We start from the raw sequence: 26,565 nt of genomic DNA, 5'->3' as shown, positions 1-26,565 counted from the left end.
GGCGTTCCAGTGTCGTGGAAGTTTAGCAGAGCGTTTTTTCTTCGATGAATTTATTGACGCAATTCATCAGGTCTTGTGCCGTTGGCTGTGCCAAGGCTTGCGCTGCCAACGCCTTCACATCTTCGAAATTCGTGTTGCGAATAATTTTCTTGATGCGCGGGATTGAAATCGCACTCATGCTGAACTCATCCAGCCCCATGCCCAATAACAACAGTGTAGCACGCTCATCGCCAGCCAGTTCACCGCACATGCCGGTCCACTTGCCTTCCGCGTGAGATGCATCAATAACCTGTTTAATCAGGCCAAGTACTGATGGGGACATCGGGTTATAGAGATGAGAAATCAGCTCGTTGCCGCGATCTACCGCCAGAGTATACTGGGTTAGATCGTTTGTCCCAATACTAAAGAAGTCGACTTCTTTCGCCAGGTGGTGAGCGATGACCGCCGCAGCCGGTGTTTCCACCATCACGCCCACTTCGATGCTCTCGTCAAACGCCTTGCCTTCTTCGCGCAGCTGCGCCTTCAGCGTCTCGATTTCGCCTTTCAGATCGCGCACTTCTTCCACGGAGATGATCATCGGGAACATGATGCGCAGTTTGCCGAACGCCGAGGCGCGCAGGATGGCGCGCAGCTGGGCATGCAGGATTTCACGGCGGTCCATCGCGATGCGGATGGCGCGCCAGCCGAGGAACGGGTTCTCTTCCTTCGGCAGGTTCATGTACGGCAGGTCTTTGTCGCCGCCGATGTCCATGGTGCGGACGATCACCGCTTGCGAGCCCATGGCTTCCGCCACGGCCTTGTAAGCCTGGAACTGCTCGTCTTCGGTCGGCAGCGAGTCGCGGTCCATGAACAGGAATTCGGTACGATACAGGCCGACACCTTCCGCGCCGTTGCGCTCTGCACCCGCGACGTCGCGCACGGTGCCGATGTTGGCGCAGACTTCAACCTGATGGCCGTCCAGCGTAATCGCCGGCAGGTCCTTCAGCTTGGCCAGATCGTTTTTCTCGGTGATGTATTGGTTCTGGGCGGCCTTCAGCTGATCGATAACGTCAGCGGTCGGGTTAACGTAAATTTTGTTGTTAACCGCGTCCAGAATCAGGTAGTCGTCGTTTTTCACCTGCTTGGTCACGTCGCTGGTACCGACGATCGCCGGCAGCTCCAGGGAGCGCGCCATGATGGAGGTGTGGGAGGTACGGCCGCCGAGGTCGGTGATGAAGCCCAGCACTTTGTCCAGGTTCAGCTGCGCGGTCTCTGACGGGGTCAGATCGGTGGCCACCAGGATCACTTCGTCCTGAATGGAGCCCAGATCGACGATCGGCATGCCCAGGATGTTTTGCAGCAGGCGCTTGCCGATGTCGCGCACGTCGGCGGCGCGTTCTTTCAGGTATTCGTCGTCCAGCTCTTCCAATGCTTTCGCCTGACCTTCGATCACGGTGTAGGCGGCGGCGTCTGCGGAGGCCAGCTCATCTTTGATTAGGGCTATGATTTCCTGCTCAAGCTCTTCGTCTTCCAGCAACATGATGTGGCCTTCGAAGATAGCTTCCTTCTCTTCGCCGAAGGTTTCGCCAGCTTTGGTCTTGATCGCTTCCAGCTGTTCGGACGCTTTCGCGCGGCCGGCCAGAAAACGCGAGACTTCCTGCTCTACTTGATCAGCAGAGATTTTTTTCCGGTTGATGACAATGTCGTCTTCTTTCAGCAAGAGAGCCTTACCAAAAGCGATGCCCGGTGATACTAAAATGCCTGAAATCATAACCCTACCTTACTCTTGACTGGTGTTAACTAAAAAGACGGGCCGATTACTCAAGCTCTGCCATCAGTTTTACCAAGTGCTCAACGGCTTTCTGCTCGTCTTCACCTTCAGCGGAGATGGTCACTACGGTCCCTTGAGTCAGCCCCAGAGTTTGCAGTTTGAACAGACTTTTAGCGCTGGCGCTTTTGCCGTTGGAGGTCACGGTGATGTCAGACGTGAAGCCTTTGGCTTCTTTAACGAACTGAGCGGCAGGGCGAGTATGCAGACCATTCGGAGCGGTAATAGTAACTTCTTGCTGGAACATTGATGTTTCCCCAACTTATTGGATTAATGTTGTGGTGCTAAAGTTTAGCCCAGGGGCCTGACTTTAGCTTGCCTGGTTATAGCGCCTGACTATGGACAGGGGCGAACGTTGATGCAACAGAAAACGACGCGTTAGGCACTTCAGATCAAAAAACTCGGCTTTAGACGTCGTTCCAATCCGCTCCCCATTATGCCCGATTCGACGCGTCGGCGACAGATGAGTAAATCGATTCAGCCTTGACCGGGCTCGGGGGGAGATTAATTTTGCGCATCGAAATAATGCACCGTTAAATACTAAAGGAGACGGGCAAAAGCAATCTTGGACTGCTATAAAGTTTGATCCAGTCCACAAAAAAGCACCCCGCAGGGTGCTTTTTTAGCGATTTGTGCAGTGCAGGAATTACTGTTGCAATTCCTGCTCGGTGAACAGATCGGCAAACAGCGCGGTGCTCAAATAACGTTCGCCGGAAGACGGCAGTATCACCACGATGGTCTTGTCGGCGAACGCCGGTTCTTCGGCCAGTTTTACCGCCGCCGCGACCGCCGCGCCGGAGGAGATGCCCGCCAGGATGCCTTCTTCGTCCATCAGGCGACGCGCCATGCTGATGGCTTCGTCGTTGGAGATTTTCTCGACGCGATCCACCAGGTCCAGATCGAGGTTGCCCGGAATGAAACCGGCGCCGATACCCTGAATCTTGTGCGGGCCCGGTTTCAGCTCTTCACCGGCCAGCGCCTGGCTGATGACCGGCGAGTCGGTCGGCTCGACCGCCACGGTGGTGATGGCCTTGCCTTTGGTGTTCTTGATGTAGCGGCTGACGCCGGTCAGCGTGCCGCCGGTGCCGACGCCGGAGATGAACACGTCGACTTCCCCATCGGTGTCTTCCCAGATTTCCGGGCCGGTGGTTTTCTCATGGATCGCCGGGTTGGCCGGGTTGCTGAACTGTTGCAGGATCAGGTAACGGTTCGGATCGGTGGCGACGATCTCTTCCGCTTTGGCGATGGCGCCCTTCATGCCTTTCGCCCCTTCAGTCAGCACCAGGTTGGCGCCCAGCGCCTTGAGCAGCTTGCGGCGCTCGATGCTCATGGTTTCCGGCATGGTCAGCGTCAGCTTGTAACCGCGCGCGGCGGCGACGAAGGCCAGCGCGATGCCGGTGTTGCCGCTGGTGGGCTCTACCAGTTCCTTGCCGGCGGTCAACACGCCGCGTTGTTCCGCATCCCAAATCATATTGGCACCGATGCGGCATTTGACGCTGAAGCTCGGGTTGCGTGATTCAACCTTGGCCAGAATGCGTCCGTTGCCGATACGGTTCAGACGAACCAGCGGCGTATGGCCGATTGTTAATGAGTTGTCTTCATATATCTTGCTCATAGCCCGTCCTTTAACTCTATGAAAATGTGGGGAACATCGAAAGCATACGCTAACAGTACCGGCAGGGAAGTAAAGAATTGGTATATCTATATGTTATTAGGAAATAAGTTTTAAGCACAATGATAAGGGCGCGAAATGCGCGCCCTGTCGAAAATTCCCGCGCTATCGGCGGTAAAAAACGGCGATTATCGGACGAATTGCGAGCGGTAGCGATCGAGCCACATCGCGGTGGCGCCGCAGACGGCGACCGGCAGGATCACCAGATTCAGGATCGGGATCATGGTGAACAGGCTGACCAGCGCGCCGAACTGCAGGTTGTCGGTTTTGTGCTGGCGCAAGGCGCGGCGCATGTCGGCAAAGCTCACCTTGTGGTTGTCGAACGGGTAGTCGCAATACTGGATCGCCAGCATCCAGGCGCTGAACAGGAACCACAGCACCGGCGCCACCGTCTGACCGATGCCGGGCACGAAATACAGCGCCAGCAGCAGCAGCGCGCGCGGCAGGTAATACATCAGCTTGCGCCATTCGCGCGCCATGATGCGCGGCAGATCTTTGGCGATGCCGAGCAGGCCGGTGTCCGGCAGCGGTTTGCCGGTCAGGCTGCCTTCGAGCTGTTCCGCCAGCAGGCCGCAGAACGGCGCGGCAATAAGATTGGTGATGGTGCTGAACAGATAGCTGAACACCAGCAGCACCGAAACGACCGCCAGCGGCCACAGCAGGTAGCTCAACCATTGCAGCCAGTCGGGCACGTGGCTCATCATCGCCGGGATCCAGTCGCCGAGCCGGCTGAACAGCCACCAGAAAGCGGAGCCCATCAGCAGCACGTTGACCAGCAACGGCAGGACCACATAGCGTTTAATCCCCGGGCGTGAAATCAGGCGCCAGCCTTCGGCGAAATAGTGAATGCCGCTGGTCGGGCGGGAAGGGGGCTGCGTATAGGACATATCTTAAGTTATCTCGTTGTCTGAACAGGCATCATTATCATATAGGGATGATTTTCCACTGGCTAGGGTAGGGTTGGCTGAAAAACCAGCAGAAAAAGGCAGTATAATCATCTTTATTGGCATAAAGTTCAGCACGGACTTGCACTTGTGTGCGCGGGCAAATAGAGTTAAAGAGTGAATGTTTGCCGCGGTGGCAATGTATTGGAACAACAGAGATAGCAATGATGCAGGATTTGCGTCTGATATTAATCGTTGTTGGCGCGATCGCCATAATAGCGCTGTTATTGCACGGTCTGTGGACCAGTCGCAAAGAACGGTCAGCGCTCTTCCGCGATCGCCCAGCCAAACGTTCCCAAAAGGAACGTGAACAAACTCCGATCGACGATCTCGAAGAAGGCGTCGGTGAGGTGCGCGTGCGCGCCGCTCACCCGCAAGACGAGCCGTCATTCGGCCATTTCGATGCCGCACGCGAAGAACCCGTGGCCGCGCCGAAGCCCGCTCCGGCGGCTGCGCCAGCGCCCCGCGCCGTTCAGCCGGCCGCTCATCAGACACCGCCTCCGCTGTCTCAGCGGCCGGAGTATGATGACATCCTGCTGAACAACTACGCGCCGGACGAAGAACAGGCCGAGCCGCAGCAACCGCAACCGGCCGCGCGCCGCGAGCCGCGCGTCGACGATCTGCCGCATGAACATGAGGCGCCGCAGGTGGCGGAACCGGCATTCCACGCCGAACCGGCCCCTGTGCAGCCCGCGCCGGCAGCGAAGCCGGCGCAGGAACCTGCGCCGCAGCCACAACAGCCGGCGGTTGCGCCAATTCCGGCTAAGCTGAAAGAGACCGTGCTGGTGTTGCACGTCGCGGCCCATCAGGGCGGCGTGATCGGCGGCGAAGTGCTGCTGCAGAGCGTGTTGCAGGCGGGCTTCCAGTTTGGCGAGATGGGCATCTTCCACCGCCATATCAGCCCGGCCGGCAGCGGCCCGGTGCTGTTCAGCCTGGCGAACATGGTCAAGCCGGGATCGTTCGATCCTGACATGATGTCCGACTTCTCCACGCCGGGCGTGTCGATGTTCATGATGGTGCCGTCTTACGGCGACGCCAATCAGAACTTCAAGCTGATGCTGCAGTCGGCGCAGCGCATCGCCGACGACGTGGGCGGCGTGGTGCTGGACGACGAGCGCCGCATGATGACGCCGCAGAAGCTGGAAACCTACAAAGCGCGCATCCGTGAAGTGTTGGAAAACAACGCCTGATCGGGTTGCCGCGCGCACTGAACATCCGTAACAACAAAGCCCCCGCTAGCCGGGGGTTTTTTATCTTTGATGGTGAGCCATGGAATCGATAATCCAACAAATCAATCAACTACGAGCCACATTGCGCCATCATGAATACCAGTATCATGTGCTGGATGCGCCGGAAGTGCCGGATGCGGAATATGACCGTCTGATGCGCGAGCTGCGCGAGCTGGAGAGCGCGCATCCTGAGTGGGTCACCGCCGATTCGCCGACCCAGCGCGTGGGCGCGGCGCCGCTGGCGGCGTTCGACCAGGTGCGTCACGAAGTGCCGATGCTGTCGCTGGACAACGTGTTTGACGAAGAGAGCTTCCTGGCGTTTTACAAGCGCGTGCAAGATAGGCTCAAGAGCAGCGATCCGCTGACCTTCTGCTGCGAACTGAAGCTGGATGGCCTGGCGGTCAGCCTGCTGTACGAAGACGGCGAGCTGGTGCGCGCGGCGACGCGCGGCGACGGCACCACCGGTGAGAACATCACCGCCAACGTGCGTACCATCCGCGCCATCCCGCTGCGCCTGACCGGCGACAACATCCCGCGCCGGGTGGAAGTGCGCGGCGAAGTGTTTATGCCGCAGGCCGGTTTTGAGCAAATGAACGAAGAAGCCCGGCGCAAAGACGGCAAGGTGTTCGCCAATCCGCGCAACGCCGCCGCCGGCTCGCTGCGTCAGCTCGATCCGCGTATTGCCGCCAAACGTCCGTTGACCTTCTTCTGCTATGGCGTTGGCCTGCTGGAAGGCGGCGAGCTGCCGCGCAGCCACTTTGAGCGCCTGATGCAGTTCAAAGCCTGGGGTCTGCCGGTCAGCGATCGCGCCCAACGCCGCACCGGCAGCGAGGAAGTGCTGGCGTTTTATCGCCAGGTCGAGCAGGACCGCGCGCAGCTCGGTTTCGACATCGACGGCGTGGTGATCAAGATTGACGACATCGACCTGCAGGAAACGCTGGGCTTCGTGGCGCGCGCGCCGCGCTGGGCGACGGCGTTCAAATTCCCGGCGCAGGAGCAAATCACCGTGGTGCGCGAAGTGGAGTTTCAGGTTGGCCGCACCGGCGCGATTACGCCGGTGGCCCGCCTTGAGCCGGTGCTGGTGGCTGGGGTGACCGTCAGCAACGCGACCTTGCACAACGCCGATGAAATCGAGCGTCTGGGGCTGCGCATCGGCGATACGGTGATCGTGCGCCGCGCCGGCGACGTGATCCCGCAGGTGGTGGGGGTGCTGGAAGACCGCCGGCCGCAGGATGCGCGCGAAGTGGTGTTCCCGCTGCATTGCCCGGTGTGCGGTTCCGACGTTGAGCGCGTGGAAGGCGAGGCCGTGGCGCGTTGCACTGGCGGGCTGATCTGCGGTGCGCAGCGCAAAGAGGCGTTGAAGCACTTCGTTTCCCGTCGCGCGCTGGACGTAGAGGGCATGGGCGACAAGATCATCGAGCAGCTGGTGGACAAGGAGTACGTGAAGAATCCGGCCGATCTGTTCCGCCTGTCCGCCGGCATTCTGACCGGCCTGGATCGCATGGGGCCGAAATCGGCGCAGAACCTGGTCAACGCGCTGGAGAAATCCAAGCAGACCACCTTCGCCCGCTTCCTGTACGCGCTGGGCATTCGCGAGGTCGGTGAGGCGACCGCTGCCAACCTGGCGGCGCATTTCGGTTCGCTGGAGAAGCTGTTCGCCGCCGATATCGAGGCGTTGAAAGAAGTGCCGGACGTCGGTGAAGTGGTGGCCAAACACACCCGCAACTTCCTCGATGAAGCGCTCAATCAGCAGGTGATCAACGAGCTGGTGGGCGCTGAGATCGGCATTCATTGGCCGGCGCCGGTGGTGGTGGTGGCGGAAGAGATAGACAGCCCGTTCGCCGGCAAAACCGTGGTGCTGACCGGTTCGCTGAGCCAGCTGTCGCGTGACGAAGCCAAAGATCGCCTGACGGCGCTGGGCGCTAAGGTCAGTGGCAGCGTATCGAAGAAAACCGACCTGGTGATCGCCGGCGAGGCGGCCGGTTCCAAGCTGGCGAAGGCGCAGGAGCTGGGTATCGCGGTGATCGATGAAGCGGAGATGATCCGCCTGCTGGGTGACTGATGGAAAAAGAAAACCTGCTGGAGATCGCCAATACCGTGATGCCGTTCGGCAAGTACCAGGGGCGGGTGCTGATCGACCTGCCCGAAGAGTACCTGCTGTGGTTCGCTCGCAAAGGCGAATTCCCCAAAGGCAAGCTCGGCATGCTGATGGAGATGACGCTGGCGATTAAAATCGAAGGGCTTGACCACCTGGTCAAGCCGCTGAAGAAAAGCTGATCTGACGGGCCTTGGCCCGTCTTTTTTTTACCCGCGCGACGCCTGTGTGTTGGGCACCGCCTGTTGCGTCTGCCGCTTACGCTGGTACCTCTTCGCCAACACTGCGCAGGTCATCAACTGCACCTGATGAAACACCATCAACGGCAGCACCATGATCCCCACCTGAGCCGCCGGAAACAGGATATTGGCCATCGGAATGCCGTTCGCCAGGCTTTTCTTCGAGCCGCAGAACACGATGGTGATCTCGTCCGCCTTGCTGAACCCCAGCCAACGCGCCATGTAAGTGTTCACCACCAGCACGATCGTCAGCAACACGATGCTGCCGCCGACGATAAACGCCAGCGAACCAAGCCCGACCTGATGCCAGATGCCGTGCGTCACCGCTTCGCTGAAGGCGGCGTACACCACCAGCAGAATCGAGGTCTGGTCGGTTTTGCCGATCAGCGGGCGATGGCGTTCGATCCAGCCGCCGATCAGCGGCCGCAGCAGGTGGCCGGCGACGAACGGCACCAGCAGCTGCAGCACGATCGAGCCGACCTGCCGTAGGCTGCCGGTATCGCCGTGCACATTCATCAGCAGGCCGACCAGCAGCGGCGACACGAAGATCCCGAGCAGGCTGGAGGCGGAAGCGCTGCACACCGCCGCCGCCACGTTGCCGCCCGCCAGCGAGGTGAAGGCGATGGCCGATTGCACGGTGGCGGGCAGGATGCACAGGTAGATGAAACCGGCGTACAGCTCGGGGCTGACGTCGATCGGCGCCCACCAGGCGAACAGCATGCCCAGCGCCGGAAAAATGATGAAGGTGCTGAACATCACCCACAGATGCAGCCGCCAGTTATTGCTACCGGCCAGGATGGCCTCGCGCGACAGCTTGGCGCCGTGCATGAAGAACAGCAGGGCGATGGCGGCGATGGTCAGGGCGTTGAGCCAGCCGACGAACTCGCCGCGCGCCGGCAGGAACGACGCCAGCAATACGGTGGCGATCAGCGTCAGGGTAAAACGATCGGGCAGAAATCTCATGGCGGTGCGCTCAGGGTAGAAAATCGATGGGGCTATTCTCCCGCCTGGGCATATAATAATTAAATTGATTTATTTAATTCATATATGAATAAAACACATGAATTACTCACTCAAACAGCTGCGGGTGTTCGTCGCCATCGCCCGCCACGGCAGTTTCAGCCGCGCCGGTGAGGCGATTGGTCTGACGCAATCGGCGGTCAGCCACAGCGTGAAAGAGCTGGAAGCAGAGGTCGGCGTGCGCCTGCTGGATCGCACCACGCGTGAAGTGGTGCTGACCGACGCCGGCCTGCGGCTGGCCAACCGGGTCGAGCGGCTGCTGGACGAACTGCAGGCCGCGTTGCTGGATGCGCGCAGCTTTGGCGTACAGCGCAGCGGCACGGTGCGGGTGGCGACGAGCCAAACCATTTCCGCCCATCTGATGCCGCAGTGCATCGCCGCCGGTGAGCGCGAATACCCGGAGATCCGCATCATGCTGCGCGATCAGGCGCAGCAGCAGGTGCTGCACAGCGTACGCAACGCGGAGGTGGATTTCGGCATCGTGGTCGATCCGGTACAGGCGGTGGATCTGGAGTGCGAAGCGGTGCTGCACGAGCCGTTCCTGTTGCTGTGCCGCGACGATCATCCGTTCGCGGCGCAACAGGCGGTACATTGGTCGGCGCTGAACGGTTGCCGCCTGGTGTTGCAGGACTATGCGTCGGGCAGCCGACCGCTGATCGACAGCGCGCTGAGACAGCAGGGCGTGGAGGCGCAGGTAGTGCAGGAAATCGGCCATCCGGCGACGCTGTTCCCGATGGTGGCGGAGGGGATCGGCATCAGCATTTTCCCGGCGTTGGCGTTGCCGCTGCCGGAAGGGGGGCGGCTCCGGGTGCGGCGGCTGGTGCCGGAGATCAACCGTGCTCTGATGCTGGTGCGGCGCAAGAACCGTTCGCTGACGCCGGCGGCGGAGGCCATCTGGCAGGTGGCGCGTCAGCAGGCGGCGCTGCTGCAACAGCGCCGGCAGGAAAACGCGGAATATTGACTCAGATATAGACGTCCACAGCGTTGAGCGGCGTTGGGCGGTTTACGCCGTCGCCGGATTGCGCCGCGGCTTTTGCCATCTGCTCCTGCTGCTGCTTTTCCATTTCTTCTTTCTGGATGCGGGCGATTTCTGCCTGCAACATCTTGATCTGCGCTTCGATCAGCTGCTTCTGCTTTTCGATTTCCTTAGGATCGGCGTCGGAGTCCTTTAGCTCCACCAACTTTTGCTGCAGCGCCTGAATCTGCCGGTTCAGCGCCTTGATGCGGGCCGAGGCGCGGCTTTCGTTGAGGTTGACCGGTTCGTCATTGCCGTTGGCGCGTTCGTTTTTCTCCATCTTGCCGCCTTGCGGCTGGTTGTTGACCGGTTTGGCCATCAGCAGTTCGCCCTGATGGCCCGGCGCGCTGAACACGTTGCTGACGCCGGGAACGGTATTTTTGATCGGTACTATCATGGTGATGGTGGTCGACATGGATGCTCTCCCTGAGTCGGTATATCGCTGTTCAGGGTATCGGCAGCGGCGGCTAAATCTTTACCTGCCGCAGATGCGGCCAGCGCAGCAGCCAGCCTTTGTCGAGCACCCGCTGGGCATAGGCGGCGCGGTCGCCGTTTTTCACGTTGAAGGTGATGGTGTCGTTGAACAGCGCCGCGAGCCCGAAGGGGGCCACCAGCGTGATGCTGTCGTCGGCGTTCAGGCGCGCGCCGATCGCCGTTTCCACTTCGGTCCAGAAGCTGATGGCCTCTTCGCTGTTGCGGTAGGGCGCCCGGCCGCTGCGTAGGTGCATGCGCGCCTGGTTCTTGACCGACCACGGCTGCGGCAGCCACTGTTGCAAACGCGCTTCCAGCATGCGATCGCGTTCGGCCTGCGCACGCTCCGCATCGAAATGAATCACGTCGATATCGTTGAGCGGCGTCGTCACGGCGTAGCCATGCCGCCGGTCCCACACCAGATTGCGTACAAAGCCGGCGCCGAGGCACCAGTCATTCAGGCCGAGCCTGCGCACGGTGCGCAGGGCCGCCATGCGAGCGTTATCTTGTTGCAGCCATTCGATAATTTGCCGTTGCGGATCCATCATCCCTCCCGTTTTCGCGGCTACTGTAACCCGAAGCGGCGGCGGGCGAAATGGGGGGAAGCGTGATGGCGGCGATCGCCGGCAAAATAATTTTCTTCTCCCGCTGACTACACTTGGTGCAGGGCTTGTATCTCGTCACGCAGGGCAAGGGAGGGGGCTATGTATCAGGCAACGTTGGGCCAACGCGGCTATCGCTTCGGCGACCTGCGCCAGCTGATGGCGAAGGCTTCGCCGGCGCGTTCCGGCGATTATCTGGCGGAAGTGGCGGCGCAAAGCGCCGAAGAACGCATGGCGGCGCGCATCGCGCTGGCGGATCTGCCGCTTAAGGTGTTCCTGCAGCAGCCGCTGGTGCCGTACGAACAGGACGAGGTGACGCGCCTGATTATCGACAGCCACGATGCCGTCGCCTTTGCGCCCATCTCGCACCTCACGGTCGGCGATTTTCGCGACTGGCTGCTGAGCGAGCAGGCGGACAGCACCATGCTGGCGCAGGTGGCCGCCGGCATAACGCCGGAGATGGCGGCGGCGGTCAGCAAGATCATGCGCAATCAGGATCTGATCCTGGTGGCGAAGAAATGCCGGGTGGTGACGCGTTTTCGCAATACGATCGGCCTGCCGGGCCACCTCAGCGTGCGGCTGCAGCCCAATCACCCGACCGACAGCCTGCAGGGCATCGCCGCCAGCATGCTGGACGGCCTGCTGTACGGCAGCGGCGACGCGGTGGTCGGCATCAACCCGGCCAGCGACAGCCTGCCGCTGCTGGAAAAACTCAACTACATGTTGGACGACGTGATCCAGCGCTTCGCCATTCCCACCCAATCCTGCGTGCTGACCCACGTGACCAACACGCTGCGGCTGATGGAGCGCGGCGCGCCGGTGGATCTGGTGTTTCAGTCGATCGCCGGCACCGAGGCGGCCAACCGCGGTTTCGGCATCAGTCTGGCACTGCTGGCGGAGGCGCAGCAGGCGGCGCTGAGCCTCAAGCGCGGCACATTGGGCGATAACGTGATGTATTTCGAAACCGGGCAGGGCAGTTGCCTGTCGGCCAACGCGCATCACGGCGTCGATCAGCAAACCTGCGAGGCGCGCGCCTATGCGGTGGCGCGCCATTTTTCGCCGCTGCTGATCAACACCGTAGTGGGGTTTATCGGCCCGGAGTATCTGTATGACGGCAAACAAATCATCCGCGCCGGGCTGGAGGACCACTTCTGCGGCAAGCTGCTCGGCCTGCCGCTGGGCTGCGACGTCTGCTATACCAACCATGCCGAAGCCGATCAGGACGACATGGATACCTTGCTGACGCTGTTGGCCGCCGCCGGGCTGACGTTCCTGATCGGCGTGCCGGGCGCGGACGATATCATGCTTAACTACCAAAGCACCTCGTTCCATGATGCGCTTTATATCCGCGAGCTGCTGGGGCTGAAACACGCGCCGGAATTCGCCGCCTGGCTGGCGGCGATGAACATCACCGACGAGCGCGGGCGGCTGCGCGACGCCGCCGCCAATCACCCGCTGTTGCTGGCGCTGCAGGGAGAACGCACATGAGCAAACCGGTACACGTCAACAGCTGGGACGCGCTGCGCGCCTTTACCGATGCGCGCATCGCGCTGGGGCGCACCGGCGTCAGCCTGCCGACCGACGAGCTGCTGCGCTTCGGCCTGGCCCATGCCCAGGCGCGCGACGCGGTGCATCAGCCTTTCGACAGCGAGCGGCTGGCGGCGGATCTGCACGAGGCCGGTTGGCCCTCGCTGGCGGTGCGCAGCCAGGCTGCTGACCGCGCCGCCTACCTGCGTCGGCCGGATCTGGGGCGGCGACTGGCGCCGGACAGCCGCAGCCTGCTGCTCGGTCTGCCGCCGCGCCGCATCGATTTGTTACTGGTGGTGGCGGACGGCCTCTCCTCCAAGGCGGTGCATCGCCAGGCGCTGCCGTTGCTGCAGGCGCTGTTGCCCTATCTCGAGACGCTGGGGCTGGCCGTCGCGCCGGTGGCGCTGGCGCATCAGGCGCGGGTGGCGCTGGGGGATGAGATCGGCGAATGCCTGCAAGCCCGGGCGGTGGCGGTACTGATCGGAGAACGGCCGGGGCTGTCGTCGCCGGACAGCCTGGGCGTCTATTTGACCTGGGAGCCGAACTCGCACAGAAGAGACTCTGAGCGCAACTGCATCTCCAATGTGCGGCCTGAGGGGCTGGATTATCCGCAGGCGGCGTTCCGCCTGGCCTGGCTGCTGGAGCAGGCGTTTCAGCGGCGATTGACCGGCATCGAGCTGAAGGACGAGAGCGATAACCCGGCGCTGCACAATCGGGTCACGCCGCTTTACGCCCAACTGGGCGGCTGACCGATGGTTTGCTGCAGCAGGGCGGTGAAGGCCGCCAGCCGGGCTGATACCTTCGCCATCGGCCGCAGCAGGTAGATGCCTTGCTGCTCATGGCGCGGATCTTCCAGCATCTGCACCAGTTGTCCGTTCTGCACGTCCGGCCCCACCACCCAGTTGGGTAGAAAAGCGATGCCCAGGCCGAGCAGCGCGGCCTGACGCTGCGCGGTGAAATCGTCGCAGCGCAGCGCCATGGTGCAGCGGCTCATCAGCGCCGCGTCGAGGATCTGCGCCCAACAGGCCGGCTGCTGTTTGTGGTAGCGGGCGATCAGCCGGTGCTGCGGCAGCGCCTCCAGATCGGTCGGCAGACCATAGCGCGCGACGTAGGCGGGGCTGGCGCACATAACCCAGCGTTGGGTGGCGATACGGCTGGCGTACAGCGCGCTGTCCTTCTGCTCGCCGATACGGATGGCGGCGTCCAGCGGTTCCTGCGTCGGATCGGTCTGGCGTTCGGTCAGATCGAGATCGATCCACAGCTGCGGATAGCGCTCCGTCAGCGTCGGCAGCAACGGCAACACATAGGTTTTGCCGAAGGTCGGCAGACAGCTGATGCGCAGCGTGCCCTGCGGCGTTTCGTTCAACGCGCTCAGCTCGGCGTGAATACCGGTAATGTCCGTCATCAGCGCGGCGGCGCGCGTCAGCAGCAGCTCGCCGGCGTCGGTCAGCAGCAGCCCACGGGTGGAGCGGACGAACAGCGCGGCGCCGAGCGCGCTTTCCAGCGCGTCGATATGGCGCACCAGCGAGGAGGGCACCATGCCCAGCCGGCGTGCGGCGGCGGAAAAGCTGCCCAGGCGGGCCACGTCGAGAAAGATCGGTAGATGTTCAACATAACGGGCGTCATTCATTTTTGCATTATATGCAAAAGCGTTTCTTATGAATACCCGCTTCTCTGTCGGCGGCGCTGCGGCTACTCTGGCTGCGGGTTGACGACGGGCTTCAACGCCGCCGCATCCCGGCCGTATAGAGAGAAAACGCATAAACCTCGCGGCGCTTAGCACTAAATAACAGATGTTTTTCCCAGGCTGCACGAGCCGCCTGCGGAGTTGATTGTCGCTCCAACACCAGATTAACCGTTCAATTTGATATCCGACTCGGTATTAATGATTAGTGAGCCTTTACTGTCACACATTATGCCGTGAGTTCTGGATATCGGCCGGCCAGCCGTGCCGGTTTTTTTGTCGCCTCAGGCTGAATCGTTCCAACTGATGAACGCGACCTGGGCGGCATCTTGGCTCACCGCCGGTGGGTCTTTTGAACGCGCGGAACCGCGATTCCGCGCTGGTGGAGGAGTTAGTCATGAACGAAAAACACGGGTGTTCCTGTGCGCGCCATTTGGCGCAGGGTTTCGCCAGGCAGTCGATCAACGCCGGGGAGGGCGAAATCTATCAAATCTCGCTGATGAGCGCGCTCATTGACGGGGTCTACGAGGGCGAAACCACCATTGCCGAGCTGCTCAAACACGGCGATTTCGGCCTCGGCACCTTCAATCATCTGGATGGCGAACTGATCGCCTTCGACCAGGAAATACACCAGCTGCGCGCCGACGGCAGCGCCCGCCCAGCCGGTCTGCAACAGAAAACCCCTTTCGCCGTCGTCACCTTTTTCCAGCCCAGCATCAGCCAGCAGTTCGACCGGCCAATCACCAAGGCGCAGCTGCACCAGTGCATCGACGAGCAGGTCGCCTCGCCGAACCTGTTTTGCGCGGTAAGGGTTGATGGCGAGTTCAGCCATGTGGAAACCCGCACCGTGCCGCGTCAGGAACGGCCCTATCGCCCGATGCTGGAAGCGATAGAAGAGCAGCCGACCTTCTCGTTTCATCAGCGGCGCGGCACGCTGGTCGGCTTCCGCTCGCCGGATTACATGCAGGGCATCGGCGTGGCCGGCTATCACGAACATTTCGTTACCGACGACCGCAGCGGCGGCGGCCACGTGCTGGACTACCAGCTCGATCACGGCCGCCTGCAGTTCGGCGTCATCACCCGTCTCAATCTTCAGTTGCCGCATGATGCGGATTTCTTGCGCGCCAACCTCTGCCCAGAGGATTTGGACCGCGCGATTCGTTCCGCCGAGGGCTAACCCCGGCGATCGTTTTCTTAGGAGGTGGAACCATGGCACAGGAAAAAACAGGCAATGACTGGCAATGCGGCGCCGATTTGGTGGTGAAAAACCTGGAAGCGCAGGGCGTCAAACACGTTTTCGGCATTCCGGGCGCCAAGATAGACCGGGTGTTCGATTCGCTGGAGGACGCACCGTCGATCGAAACAGTGGTGGTGCGGCATGAGGCCAACGCGGCCTTTATGGCGGCGGCGGTCGGCCGCCTGACCGGCAAGGCCGGGGTGGCGCTGGTCACCTCCGGGCCGGGCAGTTCCAACCTGATCACCGGGCTGGCCACCGCCACCTCGGAAGGGGATGCGGTGGTGGCCTTCGGCGGAGCGGTGAAGCGCGCCGACAGCCTGAAGCAGACGCACCAGAGCATGGATACCGTCAGCATGTTCCGGCCGGTGACCAAGTATTGCGCCGAAGTGCACGCCGGCTCGGCGATTTCCGAGGTGATCGCCAACGCCTTCCGCCGCGCCGAGTTCGGCCGCCCGGGGGCGTCGTTCGTCAGCCTGCCGATGGATATCGTCAATGAACCGGTCACGGCGCCGGTGCTGGCCGGCTGCCGCTTGCCGCGCATGGGGGCCGCGGCGGCGGACGACATTCAGGCGGCGGTGAAGCTGATCCGCCAGGCCAAATGCCCGGTATTGCTGCTCGGTTTGCAGGCCAGCCGGCCAGAGAACAGCGAGGCGGTGCGCCATCTGCTGTACCGCACCCATATGCCGGTGGTCGGCACCTATCAGGCGGCGGGGGTGATCGACGTCAATCACTTCGCCCGTTTTGCCGGCCGCGTCGGTCTGTTCAACAACCAGCCGGCCGATCAGTTGCTGCAGAAGGCCGATCTGGTGGTGAGCGTCGGCTATGATCCGATCGAATACGATCCCTGCATGTGGAACAGCCACGGGCGGCTGAAGCTGGTGCATCTCGACGTGCTGCCGGCGGATATCGATACCTGTTATCGTCCGGACGTCGAGCTGGTGGGCAACATCAGCGCCACGCTGAACATGATGACCGAAGCGTTCAGTGAGGCAGTCTGCGTGCCGCCCGAGGTGGAACTGATCCTCACCGATCTCGGCCGTCAACGCACTGAACTGGCGGAGCGCGCCGCGCGGCGCGGCGGTATGCCGATCCACCCGCTGCGCATCGTCAAGGAGCTGCAGGACATCGTCAGCGACGACGTGACGCTGTGCGTGGACATGGGCAGCTTCCACATCTGGATCGCCCGCTATCTTTACAGCTTCCGCGCCCGCCAGCTGTTGATCTCCAACGGCCAGCAAACCATGGGGGTGGCGTTGCCGTGGGCCATTGGCGCGGCGTTGGTGCGCCCCGGCGACAAGGTGGTGTCGATCTCCGGCGACGGCGGGTTCATGCAGTCGAGCATGGAGCTGGAGACCGCGGTGCGGCTGAAAAACAACATCGTGCACGTCATCTGGGTGGATAACGCCTACAACATGGTGGAGATGCAGGAGGTGAACAAATACCAGCGCAAATCCGGCGTGGAGTTCGGGCCGATTGACTTCAAGGCCTACGCGGAATCCTGCGGCGCGGTCGGTTTCGCCGTACAGTCGGTGGACGATCTGCGGCCGATGCTGCGCAAGGCGATGGAGATCCAGGGGCCGGTGGTGGTGGCCATTCCGGTCGACTACGCCGACAACTATAAGCTGATGGCGCAGATGAACTTCAGCCAGATGATTTAATTTCATCATCGCGCGGTTTCACCGGGGCAGGCCGCTTGCGCGCCTGCCCGTTTTTATGCGCGGAATTTGTCCTTTACATCGCTAACTGCATGATTTATTGCTATCCGTTGGGCTGTTTTTTCACCACTGGGGATAGCGCAATGAAAAGAAAAGCAATAACGATCGGGCTGCTGGCGTTGGCGATTGCCGGCGGCGCGCGGGCCAATACGCTGGTCTACTGTTCCGAAGGCTCACCGGAAGGCTTCAACCCGCAGCTGTTCACCTCCGGCACCACGGTAGACGCCAGTTCAGCGGCGATCTACAACCGGCTGGTGGATTTCAAACCCGGCACCGTCGAGCTGCAACCCAGCCTGGCGGAAAGCTGGGAGGTGAGCGAGGACGGCAAGCGCTATACCTTCCATCTGCGCAAGGGCGTGGCATTCCAAAGCAATAAATATTTTACGCCCACCCGCGATTTCAACGCCGACGACGTCATCTTCTCGTTTATGCGCCAGAAGGACGCCAACAACCCTTATCACAACGTCTCCAACGGCGCCTACACCAACTTCGAGTCGATGGAGTTCGGTACGCTGATCGACCGGATCGTCAAGGTGGACGACCACACCGTGCGCTTTGAGCTCTCCCGCGCCGAGGCGCCGTTCGTCGCCGATCTGGGCATGTACTTCGCCACCCTTTTTTCGGCGGAATATGCCGACGCGATGCTGAAGGCCGGCACGCCACAGCGGGTGGACAACGATCCGATCGGCACCGGGCCGTTCCAACTGGTGCAGTACCAGAAGGACGCGAAAATCCTCTACAAGGCGTTCGATCGCTACTGGGAAGGCAAACCGCAGATAGACCGGCTGGTGTTCTCGATCACGCCGGATGCGGCGGTGCGTTACGCCAAGCTGCAAAAAAACGAGTGCCAGGTGATGCCGTTCCCCAATCCGGCGGATCTGGCGCGCATGCGGCAGGACGGCAACATCCAGGTGATGGAAAAATCCGGCTTGAATATCGGCTTCCTGGCCTTCAACACCCAGAAGAAACCGTTGGATAACGTCAAGGTGCGCCAGGCGTTGGCGCTGGCGGTCAACAAACCGGCGATCATCGACGCGGTGTTCCACGGCGCCGGCCAGCCGGCCAAGAACCTGCTGCCGCCGACCCAATGGGGTAGCAACGCGCAGCTTGAAGACTATCCGTATTCGCCGGAGCGGGCGAAGCAGCTGTTGCAGGAGGCCGGGCTGGGCCAGGGGTTCGACATCGATCTGTGGGCGATGCCGGTGCAGCGGCCCTATAATCCCAACGCCAAGCGCATGGCGGAGATGATTCAGGCCGACTGGGCCAAAATCGGCGTGCGCGCCCACATCGTCACCTTCGAGTGGGGCGAATATTTGCAGCGGATTAAAAACGGCGAACACCAGACCGCGTTGATGGGTTGGACCACCGCCAACGGCGATCCGGACAACTTCTTCGGCCCGCTGTTCACCTGCGCTTCGCTCGGCGGCTCCAACTCGGCGAAATGGTGCTACAAACCGTTCGACCAGCTGATCCTGCAGGCGCGCGAAGAGAACGATCACGCCAAACGGGTCGCGATGTACCAGCAGGCGCAGGTGATGATGCACGATCAGATGCCGGCGCTGATGATCGCGCACTCGACTATCTTCGAACCGGTGCGGAAGGAAGTAAAAGGCTACGAAATCGACCCGTTCGGCAAACACATCTTCAAGCAGGTGTCGCTGGAAAAATAACGAAAAGGCCGGGTTAACCCGGCCTTTTTCATGCTTGCGGCGCGTCGCAGTGGTAGCGGCCGCGCGGGATCACCAGCGGCGTGTGGGACAGCGGATCGTCGATGATCATGCACGGCATGCCGAACACCCGCTCCACCAGTTCGGCGGTGATGATCTCCGCCGGTTTCCCTTCCGCCACGATCTTGCCGTCGCGCATGGCGATGATGTGATCGGCATAGCGGCAGGCGTGGTTGAGATCGTGCAGCACCGCGATTAGGGTTTGACCGCGCTCGCGGTTGAGCTGGCGGAACAGATCCAGCAGCTCGATCTGGTGTGCGATGTCCAGATAGGTAGTCGGTTCATCCAGCAGCAGCAGCGGGGTTTGCTGTGCCAGCGCCATCGCCACCCAGACGCGCTGACGCTGCCCGCCGGACAGCTCGTCGACGCTGCGGTCCGCCAGTTGGCTGACGTTGGTGGCCGCCATTGCGGCTTCCACCGCCTGTTTGTCGGCCTGCGTCCACTGTTTCAGCAGGCTTTGGTGCGGATAGCGGCCGCGCGACACCAGGTCCGCCACGGTGATGCTGTCCGGCGCGATCGAGGTTTGCGGCAGCAGGCCAAGCTCGCGCGCCAGCGCCTTGGTGGCGAAGCTGCTGATGTTCTTGCCGTCCAGCATCACCTCGCCGGCGCTGGGTTTCAGCAGGCGGCACAGGGCGCGCAACAGCGTCGATTTTCCGCAGGCGTTCGGCCCGACGATCACCGTGAAGGCGCCGTCGGGGATCGCCACGCTCAGATCGTCAGCGATGATTTTATTGTCGTAGCCCAGCTTCAGATGCGAGGCGTGCAGGCGGTGGCTCATGGCATTATCACTCTTCATTATCTGCGGGCCTCTCGAATGAGCAGCCAAATCAGGTACAGGCCGCCGATGCAGACGGTCACGACCCCGACCGGCAGTTGGATCGGCGCGAAAAGATGTTGGGACACCACGTCGGCGCCGAGCAGCAACGCCGCGCCCATCAGCGCCGAGGAGGTCAGGGTGACCGAGGATTGTCCGGCCAGGCGACGGGCGATCTGCGGTGCCGCCAGCGCGATAAAGGAAATCGGCCCGGCGGTGGCGGTGACGGCGGCGGTGAGGGTGACGCCGAACAGCATCAGCCACAGCCGGCTGCTTTCGGCATTGACGCCCAGCGCGCGCGCCGTATCGTCGCCCATTTCCAGCAGCTGCAGCCGTTTGCCCATCAGCAGCGCGGCGGCCGCCGCCAGCACGATGAACGCCGTCGCGGGCTGGGCTTTTTGCCAGGTCATGCCGTTGAGCGAACCGGCTTGCCACATGGCGGCGTCCATGGCGCGCTCGAGCGAAGCGGTGATGATCAGCCAGGTGTTGGTGGAGACCAGCACTGCGCTGATGGCGATGCCGACGATGATCAACCGGAAGCCGGCAATGCCTTGCCGCCAGGCGAGCAGATAGATGGCCAGCGCCGAGAGAATGCCGCCGGCCAGCGCGCCGCCGGCGACGTAATAGTAGCCGCCGTTGAACAGGGTGATGGCGATCAGCGCGCCGGTGTAAGCCCCCATATTAAAGCCGATCACGTCCGGGCTGCCGAGCGGGTTGCGGATAATCGACTGGAAAATGGCGCCGCTCATGCCGAGCGCGGCGCCTAACAACAGCGCCATGGCGATGCGAGGCAAGCGCCATTGGGTGACCACAGTCACCAGGTTTTTCGGCGCCTCGCCGCTGAGCGCGGCAAAGACCTGCTCCAGCGAGAGCTGCAGCGTGCCGTAGCACAGCGCGGCAACCGCCATCGCCAGGCACAAAGCCAGCAGCGAAAGGTTGACCAGCAGCAGGCGCAGCGGCATGCGCCAGTTGATGATGCCGTCCGGGCGGCCAATATGCAGAGTGTGGGGCAGACTCATCACAAGCCCCCCAGCGTTTTCTTGCGTCGCACCAGCCAGATCAACACCGGCGCGCCGATAAAGGCGGCGACGATGGAAACCCGCAGTTCACCGGCCGCCAGCAAGCGGCCGACCACGTCGGCGCACAGCAGTAAAATCGGCGCCAGCAGCATGGAGTAGGGCAGGATCCAGCGTTGGTCGGGGCCGACCCACCAACGAGCGATATGCGGCACCATCAGGCCGATGAAGCTGATCGGGCCGACGGTGGCGGTTGCTGCACCGCACAGCAAGGTGATGGCGATCACCGCGATCACCTGAGTCAGCACCACGCGCGCGCCGAGCGCGATAGCCAGATCTTCCCCCATGCCGATGGTATTCAGCGGCCGGGCGATGAGCAGCGTCAGCAGGCAGCCGAGCAGAATGGCGGGGGCGGTCACCGGCAGCGTGGACAGCGTGCGGATATCCAGCGTGCCGGCCTGCCAGAAGCGGAGTTGGTCAAAGGTTTGCGGATCGATCAGCGACAGCCCGGTGGTGATGCCGAGCAGCACCGCGCCGATAGCCACGCCGGCCAACGTCAGCCGTACCGGGTTGATGCGCCCGCCCGCCAGCGTGCCGATCAGGTAGACCAGCAGGGTAGTGACGGCGGCGCCGGCGAAGGCGTAGACCATATAGCTTTCGGTGGTGGCGGCGCCGAAAAACATGATGCCGATGACCACGGCGAAGCTGGCGCCGGCGTTGATGCCGAGCACGCCGGGATCGGCCAGCGGGTTGCGCGTCAACGCCTGAATCAGCGCGCCGGCGGCGCCGAGCGCCATGCCGGCCAAAATGCCCGCCAGCGTACGAGGCACCCGGGCGTTGAGAATGATGGTGCTGTCGGAACCGCTCGCTACGCCCTGCAGGCTGAGCCAGACGGTATGGAAAGGAATGGCTTTGGAACCCAGCATCAGGCTGGCAATGACGCACAGCAGCAACAGCGCCAAACCGATACCGAACCCGGCGATGCGTTTGAAGCCACTGGCGTAAGCTGCGTGCGGTGCGGACGAAAGCGTCCGCTCAGTCGGAGTGGGTACGTTCACACCGGTAACTCCTTTATGATTTTTATTCTCATTGCTATTTGCGTTTATAACGGGCGCCAAATAGTAGCACGAGTTTACGCCCGCATGCACCCGTCGGTTCGTGGTTTAGCTGCGTTGAGGATGTTAATAACTATTGATATTTCAATTGATTGAATGTGAACTGCCGATCCGTTTGCGGAAAGCGTCGGCAGGGGATTGGCCTGCCGACAGCGTGATTCAGGGCTTTTTGAACAACTGCTCGATTTGGTTCAGCATGTTGGTGGCGCTGTAGTAATCGAGGCGGAAGGTGTCGTTGCCGACGGCGTAGACGTGCCGCTGCTCCACCGGCTCCAGATGCTTGAGGAACGGGTTGGCCAACAGCTCCTGCACTTTGCGTTCATTGGTGGCGAACAGGATCAGCGTTTTACCGTTCAGGCCCTCGGCCATTTTCTCGCCGGAGATCTGGATGATGTCATGGCGTTTCCCCATGCTGGTGTTGCCTTTGGCGCTTTCCGGCGGAGTGGCCAGCTGGAAGCCGAGCTGGGTCAGCAGCTTGCCCTGGGCGGAGCCCGGCGTCCACAGCATGGCCTCGCGGCCATTGTCGGCATACACCAGCGGGGTGGTCGGCTGCGGCGGCAGTGTAATCGCCTGCTTCACTTGCTCCACGCGCTGTTCGAAACGATCTTCCGCCTGTTTGGCGCCGGCCTCATGGCCGGTGATCTCGCCGAGCTCGCTCGCCAGCTGTTGCCAGCTTTTGTCGCCGTAATCAAGCACCAGCGTCGGCGCAATGGCGGAGAGCTGATCGTACAGTTTTAACGCAGAATCACCGCCGGTTGCGGCGACGACGATCAAGTCCGGCGCGGCGGCGGCGACGGCTTCGGCATTCGGCTCCACCTGATACAGCCGCTCGACGTGGCGCTGTTTGGCCACTTCGCTCCATTGGGTAAAGAAACCTTGTTTATCGGCTACCAGGGGATTCGGACTGGTGGCGGCGCTGGCGACCACCGGGGCGTCGATCGCCAGCAGCGTGCCGGTGATGGTGACGCTGGTGGACACGATGCGCTGCGGCGGTTTTTCCAGCGTAAATTTCCCTTTGGCGCTGTCGATGGTGCGCGGCCAACTGCTGTCGGCGGTGGAGGCGGACGGTTTCTGCTCGTCGCTCTTGTCGTCCGGGCCGCAGCCGCTGAGCAGCAAGGTGGAAACGGCGATGAATGAAATAAACAGCTGACGTAAGGATAGGGTCATGAGCGGGCTCTTTCTTTCCTTGCACAAAGGCGTATCAATCCGACGGCGGAGTGGCCGTGGGGGTTGCCCGCTAATTTACCATTCAAGCGGCCAAAATGATAACCATTCGTATCTCAGCATGTGGTGGAGAAAAGAATAGAAAGAAGAAGCGGGGGAGCCGAGTGACAGAAACGAAAAAAGCGCCAAAAGGCGCTTTTTCTGAATTGGTGGGTCGTGCAGGATTGATTCGGCCTGTGGCCTCACCCTGCGGGCAACGCTGCGCGTTGTCGTATCGCTACGCGATGCTCGAACCTGAACGCAGGACCTCACCCGCACGACTCAGTGGGCCATGTCAGTAAGAGGATAAAGGCAGAGTCAGGTGGCGCAGAAACGAAAAAAGCGCCAAAAGGCGCTTTTTTCTGAATTGGTGGGTCGTGCAGGATTCGAACCTGCGACCAATTGATTAAAAGTCAACTGCTCTACCAACTGAGCTAACGACCCGCAGAAGTGGTGGGTGATGACGGGCTCGAACCGCCGACCCCCTCCGTGTAAAGGAGATGCTCTACCAACTGAGCTAATCACCCACTTCAGGACTTCCAGGTTACTGCTAAACGAGAGAATGATGGTGGGTGATGACGGGCTCGAACCGCCGACCCCCTCCGTGTAAAGGAGATGCTCTACCAACTGAGCTAATCACCCTCATTCGTTCTCATTTTTTCTCAACAAGATGGTGGGCGATGACGGGCTCGAACCGCCGACCCCCTCCGTGTAAAGGAGATGCTCTACCAACTGAGCTAATCGCCCCGTCTTGTTGGAGTCGCATTATAGGGATAGTTCAAAGTGAGTCAACGGTTTTTAAAATGATTTCAATCGTTCGCCGCAAATTTAGGCAGGGCGCGATAATTATCACCAGAGACGCCGATTCTTTGCGCAATGTTATGCGGAACTGGCCGCAAATCGCGTGAAATCGACCGGTGCAATATCGTGTCGGCGTTGAGGAATTAGCGCGTGGTGATACAATGTCGTCCACTCTTTTTTCAATTCCGAGCAATCGTCGGCAACCGCCGACACGCGTTGCGTAATAAGGCAGTGAACCCAATGAAAATCAAAACCCGTTTTGCACCGAGCCCGACCGGCTATCTTCACGTCGGCGGCGCGCGTACCGCACTTTATTCCTGGTTGTTCAGCCGCCATGCGGGCGGTGAGTTCGTTCTGCGTATCGAAGATACCGATCTGGAACGCTCCACCCAGGACGCGATCGACGCAATTATGGATGGCATGAACTGGTTGAACCTGGATTGGGATGAAGGCCCGTATTTCCAGACCAAGCGTTTCGATCGCTATAACGCGGTCATCGACGAGATGCTGGAGCAGGGCACCGCCTATAAATGCTATTGCTCCAAGGAACGCCTGGAAGCGCTGCGCGAGAAGCAGATGGAAAACGGCGAGAAGCCGCGTTATGACGGCCACTGCCGCGACAGCCAGTGCAGCCACACCGACGACGAGCCGCACGTGGTGCGTTTCCGCAACCCGCAGGAAGGTTCGGTGATTTTCGACGACAAAATTCGCGGCCCGATCGAATTCAGCAACCAGGAGCTGGACGATCTGATCATCCGCCGCACCGACGGTTCGCCAACCTATAACTTCTGCGTCGTCGTCGATGACTGGGACATGGAAATCACCCATGTGATCCGCGGTGAAGACCACATCAACAACACCCCGCGCCAGATCAACATTCTCAAAGCGCTGGGCGCGCCGGTGCCGGAATACGCGCACGTGTCGATGATCCTCGGCGACGACGGTAAAAAGCTGTCCAAGCGCCACGGCGCGGTGGGCGTGATGCAGTATCGCGATGACGGCTACCTGCCGCAGGCGCTGCTGAATTACCTGGTGCGTCTGGGCTGGTCCCACGGCGATCAGGAGATCTTCTCCATCGATGAGATGAAAGAGTTCTTCACGCTGGAAGCGATCAACAAATCTGCCAGTGCGTTCAACACCGAGAAGCTGCAATGGCTGAACCACCACTACATCAACCACATGCCGGCGGAAGAAGTGGCGGTGCATCTGGCGTGGCACGTTGAGCAACTGGGTCTTGAAACCCGCAACGGCCCGGAACTGAAGGACATCGTCAAGCTGCTGGGCGAGCGTTGCAAGACGCTGAAGGAAATGGCGGAGTCTTGCCGTTACTTCTACGAAGACTTCAGCGAGTTCGACGCCGACGCCGCCAAGAAACACCTGCGCCCGGTTGCACGTCAGCCGCTGGAAGCGGTGCGCGCCAAGCTGGCCGCCATCACCGTCTGGACGCCGGAAAACGTGCATGATGCCATTCAGGGTACGGCGGACGAGCTGGGCGTCGGCATGGGCAAGGTTGGCATGCCGCTGCGCGTGGCGGTGACCGGCGCCGGTCAGTCGCCGGGCATGGACGTGACCGTGCATGCGATCGGCCAGAAGCGTTCGCTGCAGCGCATCGATATGGCGCTGGCTTACATCGCCGAGCGTGAAGCGCAGGCCTGATTAGGCTGATACGCCATCCATAAAGAAAAAGCCCCGAGGAGCGATCCCGGGGCTTTTTTATTGTCGTTTATCAGGCTTGTTCGCCGGCCGGCAATCCCGGGCGATAGGCGAGGAAATACATCAACCCGACAAAGCCGGCCCCGCCCAGCGCGTTGCCGAGGAATACCGCAGCAAAGTTAGGCAGGTATTGCTCCCAACCCATGCCGCCGGCAAAGATGGCCGCCGGTATGATGAACATATTCGCCACCACGTGCTGGAAGCCGATGGCGACAAAAGCCATGACCGGGAACCACATGCCGATGACTTTACCCGGTACATCCCTGCTGGCGAAGGCTAACCATACCGCCAGGCACACCAGCCAGTTGCAGCCGACGCCGGAAATAAAGGCGTGCAGGAAGTCCGCATCCACTTTGGCCTGCGCGATGGCCAGCGTTTTATGCAAAAACGCGCCCTCGGTCAGGCCCAGCAGATGGCCGAAGAAGTAGGCGACGGCCACGCTGCCGGCGAAGTTGGCCAGGGTGACCCAAAACCAGTTGCGCAGCACGGCGATAGCGGGGATTTCGCGGGCGAACCAGGCCATCGGCAAGGTCATCATGTTGCCGGTCAGTAGTTCGCCGCCGGCCAGAATTGTCAGGATCAGGCCGATAGGGAACACCGCCGCACCTAATAGGGCGCCGAAAGAGCCCCATTCGGCCGGCAGGGTGCCGATGACGTGAATATCCAGCAGAAAGCCGGTAGCGATAAAGGCGCCGGCGAGAAAGCCCAGAATCAACAGATTAGCGAGAGGGGCGCGGCTTTTGTTCACCCCGGCCTGAACGGCGAGGGCGGCGATTTCTTTTGGTGAATGCAAAGACATGACGGACTCGGTTTATAGTAATGAAGTTTAAGGCGCGGGCAGTCTATGCCGCGCAGGAGTCCGACTCAAGCGCATTTCGCTAACATTCCGTTAATTAAAAATCAACGTGATATGCAGGGT

The 26,565-nt window shown here is 61.2% G+C and carries 23 protein-coding genes, 4 tRNA genes and 1 other RNA gene; 10 read left to right on the top strand and 18 right to left on the bottom strand.

Annotated features, from left to right (window positions below; translation table 11 throughout):
• Window positions 1-22: 22 nt before the first annotated feature.
• From ptsI to cysZ, 4 genes are all read right to left on the bottom strand, one after another.
• The gene (gene ptsI, locus AAIE04_RS21265) at window positions 23-1,750 is read right to left on the bottom strand and encodes a phosphoenolpyruvate-protein phosphotransferase PtsI (protein WP_025160148.1); all 1,728 of its coding nucleotides are present in this window, start codon (window positions 1,748-1,750) and stop codon (window positions 23-25) included.
• Between the two features lie 46 nt (window positions 1,751-1,796).
• On the bottom strand, window positions 1,797-2,054 hold the full coding sequence (gene ptsH, locus AAIE04_RS21260) for a phosphocarrier protein Hpr (RefSeq protein ID WP_004936458.1): 258 nt from the start codon (window positions 2,052-2,054) through the stop codon (window positions 1,797-1,799).
• A gap of 399 nt (window positions 2,055-2,453) precedes the next feature.
• The gene (gene cysK, locus AAIE04_RS21255; RefSeq protein WP_016926786.1) at window positions 2,454-3,422 is read right to left on the bottom strand and encodes a cysteine synthase A; all 969 of its coding nucleotides are present in this window, start codon (window positions 3,420-3,422) and stop codon (window positions 2,454-2,456) included.
• A gap of 185 nt (window positions 3,423-3,607) precedes the next feature.
• Window positions 3,608-4,366: a sulfate transporter CysZ gene (gene cysZ, locus AAIE04_RS21250; RefSeq protein ID WP_498577653.1), complete on the bottom strand. Its 759-nt coding sequence runs from the start codon at window positions 4,364-4,366 to the stop codon at window positions 3,608-3,610.
• Between the two features lie 221 nt (window positions 4,367-4,587).
• On the opposite strand from cysZ, the gene zipA reads away from it, so the two are divergent.
• From zipA to AAIE04_RS21235, 3 genes are all read left to right on the top strand, one after another.
• Window positions 4,588-5,613 (top strand): cell division protein ZipA, encoded by a 1,026-nt coding sequence (gene zipA, locus AAIE04_RS21245; protein ID WP_063919828.1) that lies wholly within the window; start codon window positions 4,588-4,590, stop codon window positions 5,611-5,613.
• 79 nt (window positions 5,614-5,692) lie between these two features.
• Window positions 5,693-7,714, top strand: a complete 2,022-nt coding sequence (gene ligA, locus AAIE04_RS21240; RefSeq protein ID WP_025160149.1) for an NAD-dependent DNA ligase LigA — start codon at window positions 5,693-5,695, stop codon at window positions 7,712-7,714.
• Window positions 7,714-7,929: a DUF3820 family protein gene (locus AAIE04_RS21235; RefSeq protein ID WP_004936441.1), complete on the top strand. Its 216-nt coding sequence runs from the start codon at window positions 7,714-7,716 to the stop codon at window positions 7,927-7,929. Before ligA ends, AAIE04_RS21235 begins: the two co-directional genes overlap by 1 nt.
• A gap of 27 nt (window positions 7,930-7,956) precedes the next feature.
• Here the strand turns inward: AAIE04_RS21235 and AAIE04_RS21230 are convergent, their stop codons facing one another.
• A complete protein-coding gene (locus AAIE04_RS21230; RefSeq protein WP_498577652.1) occupies window positions 7,957-8,949 on the bottom strand; it encodes a bile acid:sodium symporter family protein in 993 nt (330 codons plus the stop codon).
• A gap of 97 nt (window positions 8,950-9,046) precedes the next feature.
• Between AAIE04_RS21230 and AAIE04_RS21225 the strand changes: the two genes are divergently transcribed.
• Complete coding sequence (locus AAIE04_RS21225; RefSeq protein WP_019453841.1) at window positions 9,047-9,967, top strand: LysR family transcriptional regulator; 921 nt, start codon at window positions 9,047-9,049, stop codon at window positions 9,965-9,967.
• Between the two features lies 1 nt (window position 9,968).
• Here the strand turns inward: AAIE04_RS21225 and AAIE04_RS21220 are convergent, their stop codons facing one another.
• Together AAIE04_RS21220 and AAIE04_RS21215 are read right to left on the bottom strand one after the other, a co-directional pair.
• Window positions 9,969-10,436: a FlxA-like family protein gene (locus tag AAIE04_RS21220; RefSeq protein WP_019453840.1), complete on the bottom strand. Its 468-nt coding sequence runs from the start codon at window positions 10,434-10,436 to the stop codon at window positions 9,969-9,971.
• 52 nt (window positions 10,437-10,488) lie between these two features.
• Window positions 10,489-11,037 carry a nucleotidyltransferase family protein gene (locus AAIE04_RS21215; RefSeq protein ID WP_498577656.1) on the bottom strand — a complete coding sequence of 183 codons (549 nt, stop codon included), beginning with the start codon at window positions 11,035-11,037 and terminating at the stop codon, window positions 10,489-10,491.
• A 159-nt stretch (window positions 11,038-11,196) separates the two neighbouring features.
• Between AAIE04_RS21215 and AAIE04_RS21210 the strand changes: the two genes are divergently transcribed.
• Complete coding sequence (locus tag AAIE04_RS21210; RefSeq protein ID WP_498577651.1) at window positions 11,197-12,582, top strand: ethanolamine ammonia-lyase subunit EutB; 1,386 nt, start codon at window positions 11,197-11,199, stop codon at window positions 12,580-12,582.
• A complete protein-coding gene (gene eutC, locus AAIE04_RS21205) occupies window positions 12,579-13,370 on the top strand; it encodes an ethanolamine ammonia-lyase subunit EutC (protein WP_498577650.1) in 792 nt (263 codons plus the stop codon). Before AAIE04_RS21210 ends, eutC begins: the two co-directional genes overlap by 4 nt.
• Here the strand turns inward: eutC and AAIE04_RS21200 are convergent.
• Window positions 13,349-14,251, bottom strand: a complete 903-nt coding sequence (locus AAIE04_RS21200) for a LysR family transcriptional regulator (protein WP_019453836.1) — start codon at window positions 14,249-14,251, stop codon at window positions 13,349-13,351. The genes eutC and AAIE04_RS21200 overlap by 22 nt on opposite strands.
• 451 nt (window positions 14,252-14,702) lie before the next feature.
• Here AAIE04_RS21200 and budA point away from each other — a divergent pair, with 451 nt between their 5' ends.
• The 3 genes from budA to AAIE04_RS21185 all read left to right on the top strand — a co-directional run bounded on the left by budA (window position 14,703) and on the right by AAIE04_RS21185 (window position 18,927).
• A complete protein-coding gene (budA, locus tag AAIE04_RS21195; protein ID WP_004936416.1) occupies window positions 14,703-15,482 on the top strand; it encodes an acetolactate decarboxylase in 780 nt (259 codons plus the stop codon).
• Between the two features lie 32 nt (window positions 15,483-15,514).
• On the top strand, window positions 15,515-17,200 hold the full coding sequence (gene alsS / locus AAIE04_RS21190; protein ID WP_074055754.1) for an acetolactate synthase AlsS: 1,686 nt from the start codon (window positions 15,515-15,517) through the stop codon (window positions 17,198-17,200).
• Window positions 17,201-17,340: 140 nt separating this feature from the next.
• Entirely contained in the window at window positions 17,341-18,927 is a 1,587-nt protein-coding gene (locus AAIE04_RS21185) for an ABC transporter substrate-binding protein (RefSeq protein ID WP_019453834.1), read from the top strand.
• Between the two features lie 28 nt (window positions 18,928-18,955).
• Here the strand turns inward: AAIE04_RS21185 and AAIE04_RS21180 are convergent, their stop codons facing one another.
• From AAIE04_RS21180 to AAIE04_RS21140, 9 genes are all read right to left on the bottom strand, one after another.
• A complete protein-coding gene (locus AAIE04_RS21180; protein ID WP_004936408.1) occupies window positions 18,956-19,762 on the bottom strand; it encodes an ABC transporter ATP-binding protein in 807 nt (268 codons plus the stop codon).
• 17 nt (window positions 19,763-19,779) lie between these two features.
• Window positions 19,780-20,817, bottom strand: coding sequence for an iron-enterobactin ABC transporter permease (gene fepG, locus AAIE04_RS21175; RefSeq protein ID WP_063919822.1), 1,038 nt, complete (start codon window positions 20,815-20,817; stop codon window positions 19,780-19,782).
• Window positions 20,817-21,872, bottom strand: coding sequence for a Fe(3+)-siderophore ABC transporter permease (gene fepD, locus AAIE04_RS21170; RefSeq protein WP_019453832.1), 1,056 nt, complete (start codon window positions 21,870-21,872; stop codon window positions 20,817-20,819). The genes fepG and fepD overlap by 1 nt, the downstream gene beginning before the upstream one ends.
• A gap of 216 nt (window positions 21,873-22,088) precedes the next feature.
• On the bottom strand, window positions 22,089-23,096 hold the full coding sequence (gene fepB, locus AAIE04_RS21165; protein ID WP_498577649.1) for a Fe2+-enterobactin ABC transporter substrate-binding protein: 1,008 nt from the start codon (window positions 23,094-23,096) through the stop codon (window positions 22,089-22,091).
• Between the two features lie 204 nt (window positions 23,097-23,300).
• Window positions 23,301-23,425, bottom strand: a non-coding RNA gene (locus tag AAIE04_RS21160) — RtT sRNA.
• 75 nt (window positions 23,426-23,500) lie between these two features.
• Window positions 23,501-23,576 (bottom strand) — tRNA-Lys (locus AAIE04_RS21155).
• 7 nt (window positions 23,577-23,583) lie between these two features.
• Window positions 23,584-23,659, bottom strand: a tRNA-Val gene (locus AAIE04_RS21150).
• A gap of 39 nt (window positions 23,660-23,698) precedes the next feature.
• Window positions 23,699-23,774 (bottom strand) — tRNA-Val (locus tag AAIE04_RS21145).
• Window positions 23,775-23,803: 29 nt separating this feature from the next.
• A tRNA-Val gene (locus AAIE04_RS21140) sits at window positions 23,804-23,879 on the bottom strand.
• Window positions 23,880-24,173: 294 nt separating this feature from the next.
• Here AAIE04_RS21140 and gltX point away from each other — a divergent pair.
• On the top strand, window positions 24,174-25,589 hold the full coding sequence (gltX, locus tag AAIE04_RS21135) for a glutamate--tRNA ligase (RefSeq protein ID WP_015378659.1): 1,416 nt from the start codon (window positions 24,174-24,176) through the stop codon (window positions 25,587-25,589).
• Window positions 25,590-25,659: 70 nt separating this feature from the next.
• On the opposite strand, the gene AAIE04_RS21130 is transcribed toward gltX, so the two are convergent.
• Window positions 25,660-26,445 (bottom strand): formate/nitrite transporter family protein, encoded by a 786-nt coding sequence (locus AAIE04_RS21130; protein WP_174135606.1) that lies wholly within the window; start codon window positions 26,443-26,445, stop codon window positions 25,660-25,662.
• Window positions 26,446-26,565: the final 120 nt, after the last annotated feature.

The organism is Serratia sp. Ae19-1, from assembly GCF_059801225.1.
This window is presented reverse-complemented; position numbering and strand designations above follow the sequence as displayed.

Bases quoted from the DNA above. Each gene is read 5' to 3' on its own strand.
- ptsI (WP_025160148.1), bottom strand. From the start codon at position 1,750: ATGATTTCAGGCATTTTAGTATCACCGGGCATCGCTTTTGGTAAGGCT.
- ptsH (WP_004936458.1), bottom strand. From the start codon at position 2,054: ATGTTCCAGCAAGAAGTTACTATTACCGCTCCGAATGGTCTGCATACT.
- cysK (WP_016926786.1), bottom strand. From the start codon at position 3,422: ATGAGCAAGATATATGAAGACAACTCATTAACAATCGGCCATACGCCG.
- cysZ (WP_498577653.1), bottom strand. From the start codon at position 4,366: ATGTCCTATACGCAGCCCCCTTCCCGCCCGACCAGCGGCATTCACTAT.
- zipA (WP_063919828.1), top strand. From the start codon at position 4,588: ATGATGCAGGATTTGCGTCTGATATTAATCGTTGTTGGCGCGATCGCC.
- ligA (WP_025160149.1), top strand. From the start codon at position 5,693: ATGGAATCGATAATCCAACAAATCAATCAACTACGAGCCACATTGCGC.
- AAIE04_RS21235 (WP_004936441.1), top strand. From the start codon at position 7,714: ATGGAAAAAGAAAACCTGCTGGAGATCGCCAATACCGTGATGCCGTTC.
- AAIE04_RS21230 (WP_498577652.1), bottom strand. From the start codon at position 8,949: ATGAGATTTCTGCCCGATCGTTTTACCCTGACGCTGATCGCCACCGTA.
- AAIE04_RS21225 (WP_019453841.1), top strand. From the start codon at position 9,047: ATGAATTACTCACTCAAACAGCTGCGGGTGTTCGTCGCCATCGCCCGC.
- AAIE04_RS21220 (WP_019453840.1), bottom strand. From the start codon at position 10,436: ATGTCGACCACCATCACCATGATAGTACCGATCAAAAATACCGTTCCC.
- AAIE04_RS21215 (WP_498577656.1), bottom strand. From the start codon at position 11,037: ATGGATCCGCAACGGCAAATTATCGAATGGCTGCAACAAGATAACGCT.
- AAIE04_RS21210 (WP_498577651.1), top strand. From the start codon at position 11,197: ATGTATCAGGCAACGTTGGGCCAACGCGGCTATCGCTTCGGCGACCTG.
- eutC (WP_498577650.1), top strand. From the start codon at position 12,579: ATGAGCAAACCGGTACACGTCAACAGCTGGGACGCGCTGCGCGCCTTT.
- AAIE04_RS21200 (WP_019453836.1), bottom strand. From the start codon at position 14,251: ATGAATGACGCCCGTTATGTTGAACATCTACCGATCTTTCTCGACGTG.
- budA (WP_004936416.1), top strand. From the start codon at position 14,703: ATGAACGAAAAACACGGGTGTTCCTGTGCGCGCCATTTGGCGCAGGGT.
- alsS (WP_074055754.1), top strand. From the start codon at position 15,515: ATGGCACAGGAAAAAACAGGCAATGACTGGCAATGCGGCGCCGATTTG.
- AAIE04_RS21185 (WP_019453834.1), top strand. From the start codon at position 17,341: ATGAAAAGAAAAGCAATAACGATCGGGCTGCTGGCGTTGGCGATTGCC.
- AAIE04_RS21180 (WP_004936408.1), bottom strand. From the start codon at position 19,762: ATGAGCCACCGCCTGCACGCCTCGCATCTGAAGCTGGGCTACGACAAT.
- fepG (WP_063919822.1), bottom strand. From the start codon at position 20,817: ATGAGTCTGCCCCACACTCTGCATATTGGCCGCCCGGACGGCATCATC.
- fepB (WP_498577649.1), bottom strand. From the start codon at position 23,096: ATGACCCTATCCTTACGTCAGCTGTTTATTTCATTCATCGCCGTTTCC.
- gltX (WP_015378659.1), top strand. From the start codon at position 24,174: ATGAAAATCAAAACCCGTTTTGCACCGAGCCCGACCGGCTATCTTCAC.
- AAIE04_RS21130 (WP_174135606.1), bottom strand. From the start codon at position 26,445: ATGTCTTTGCATTCACCAAAAGAAATCGCCGCCCTCGCCGTTCAGGCC.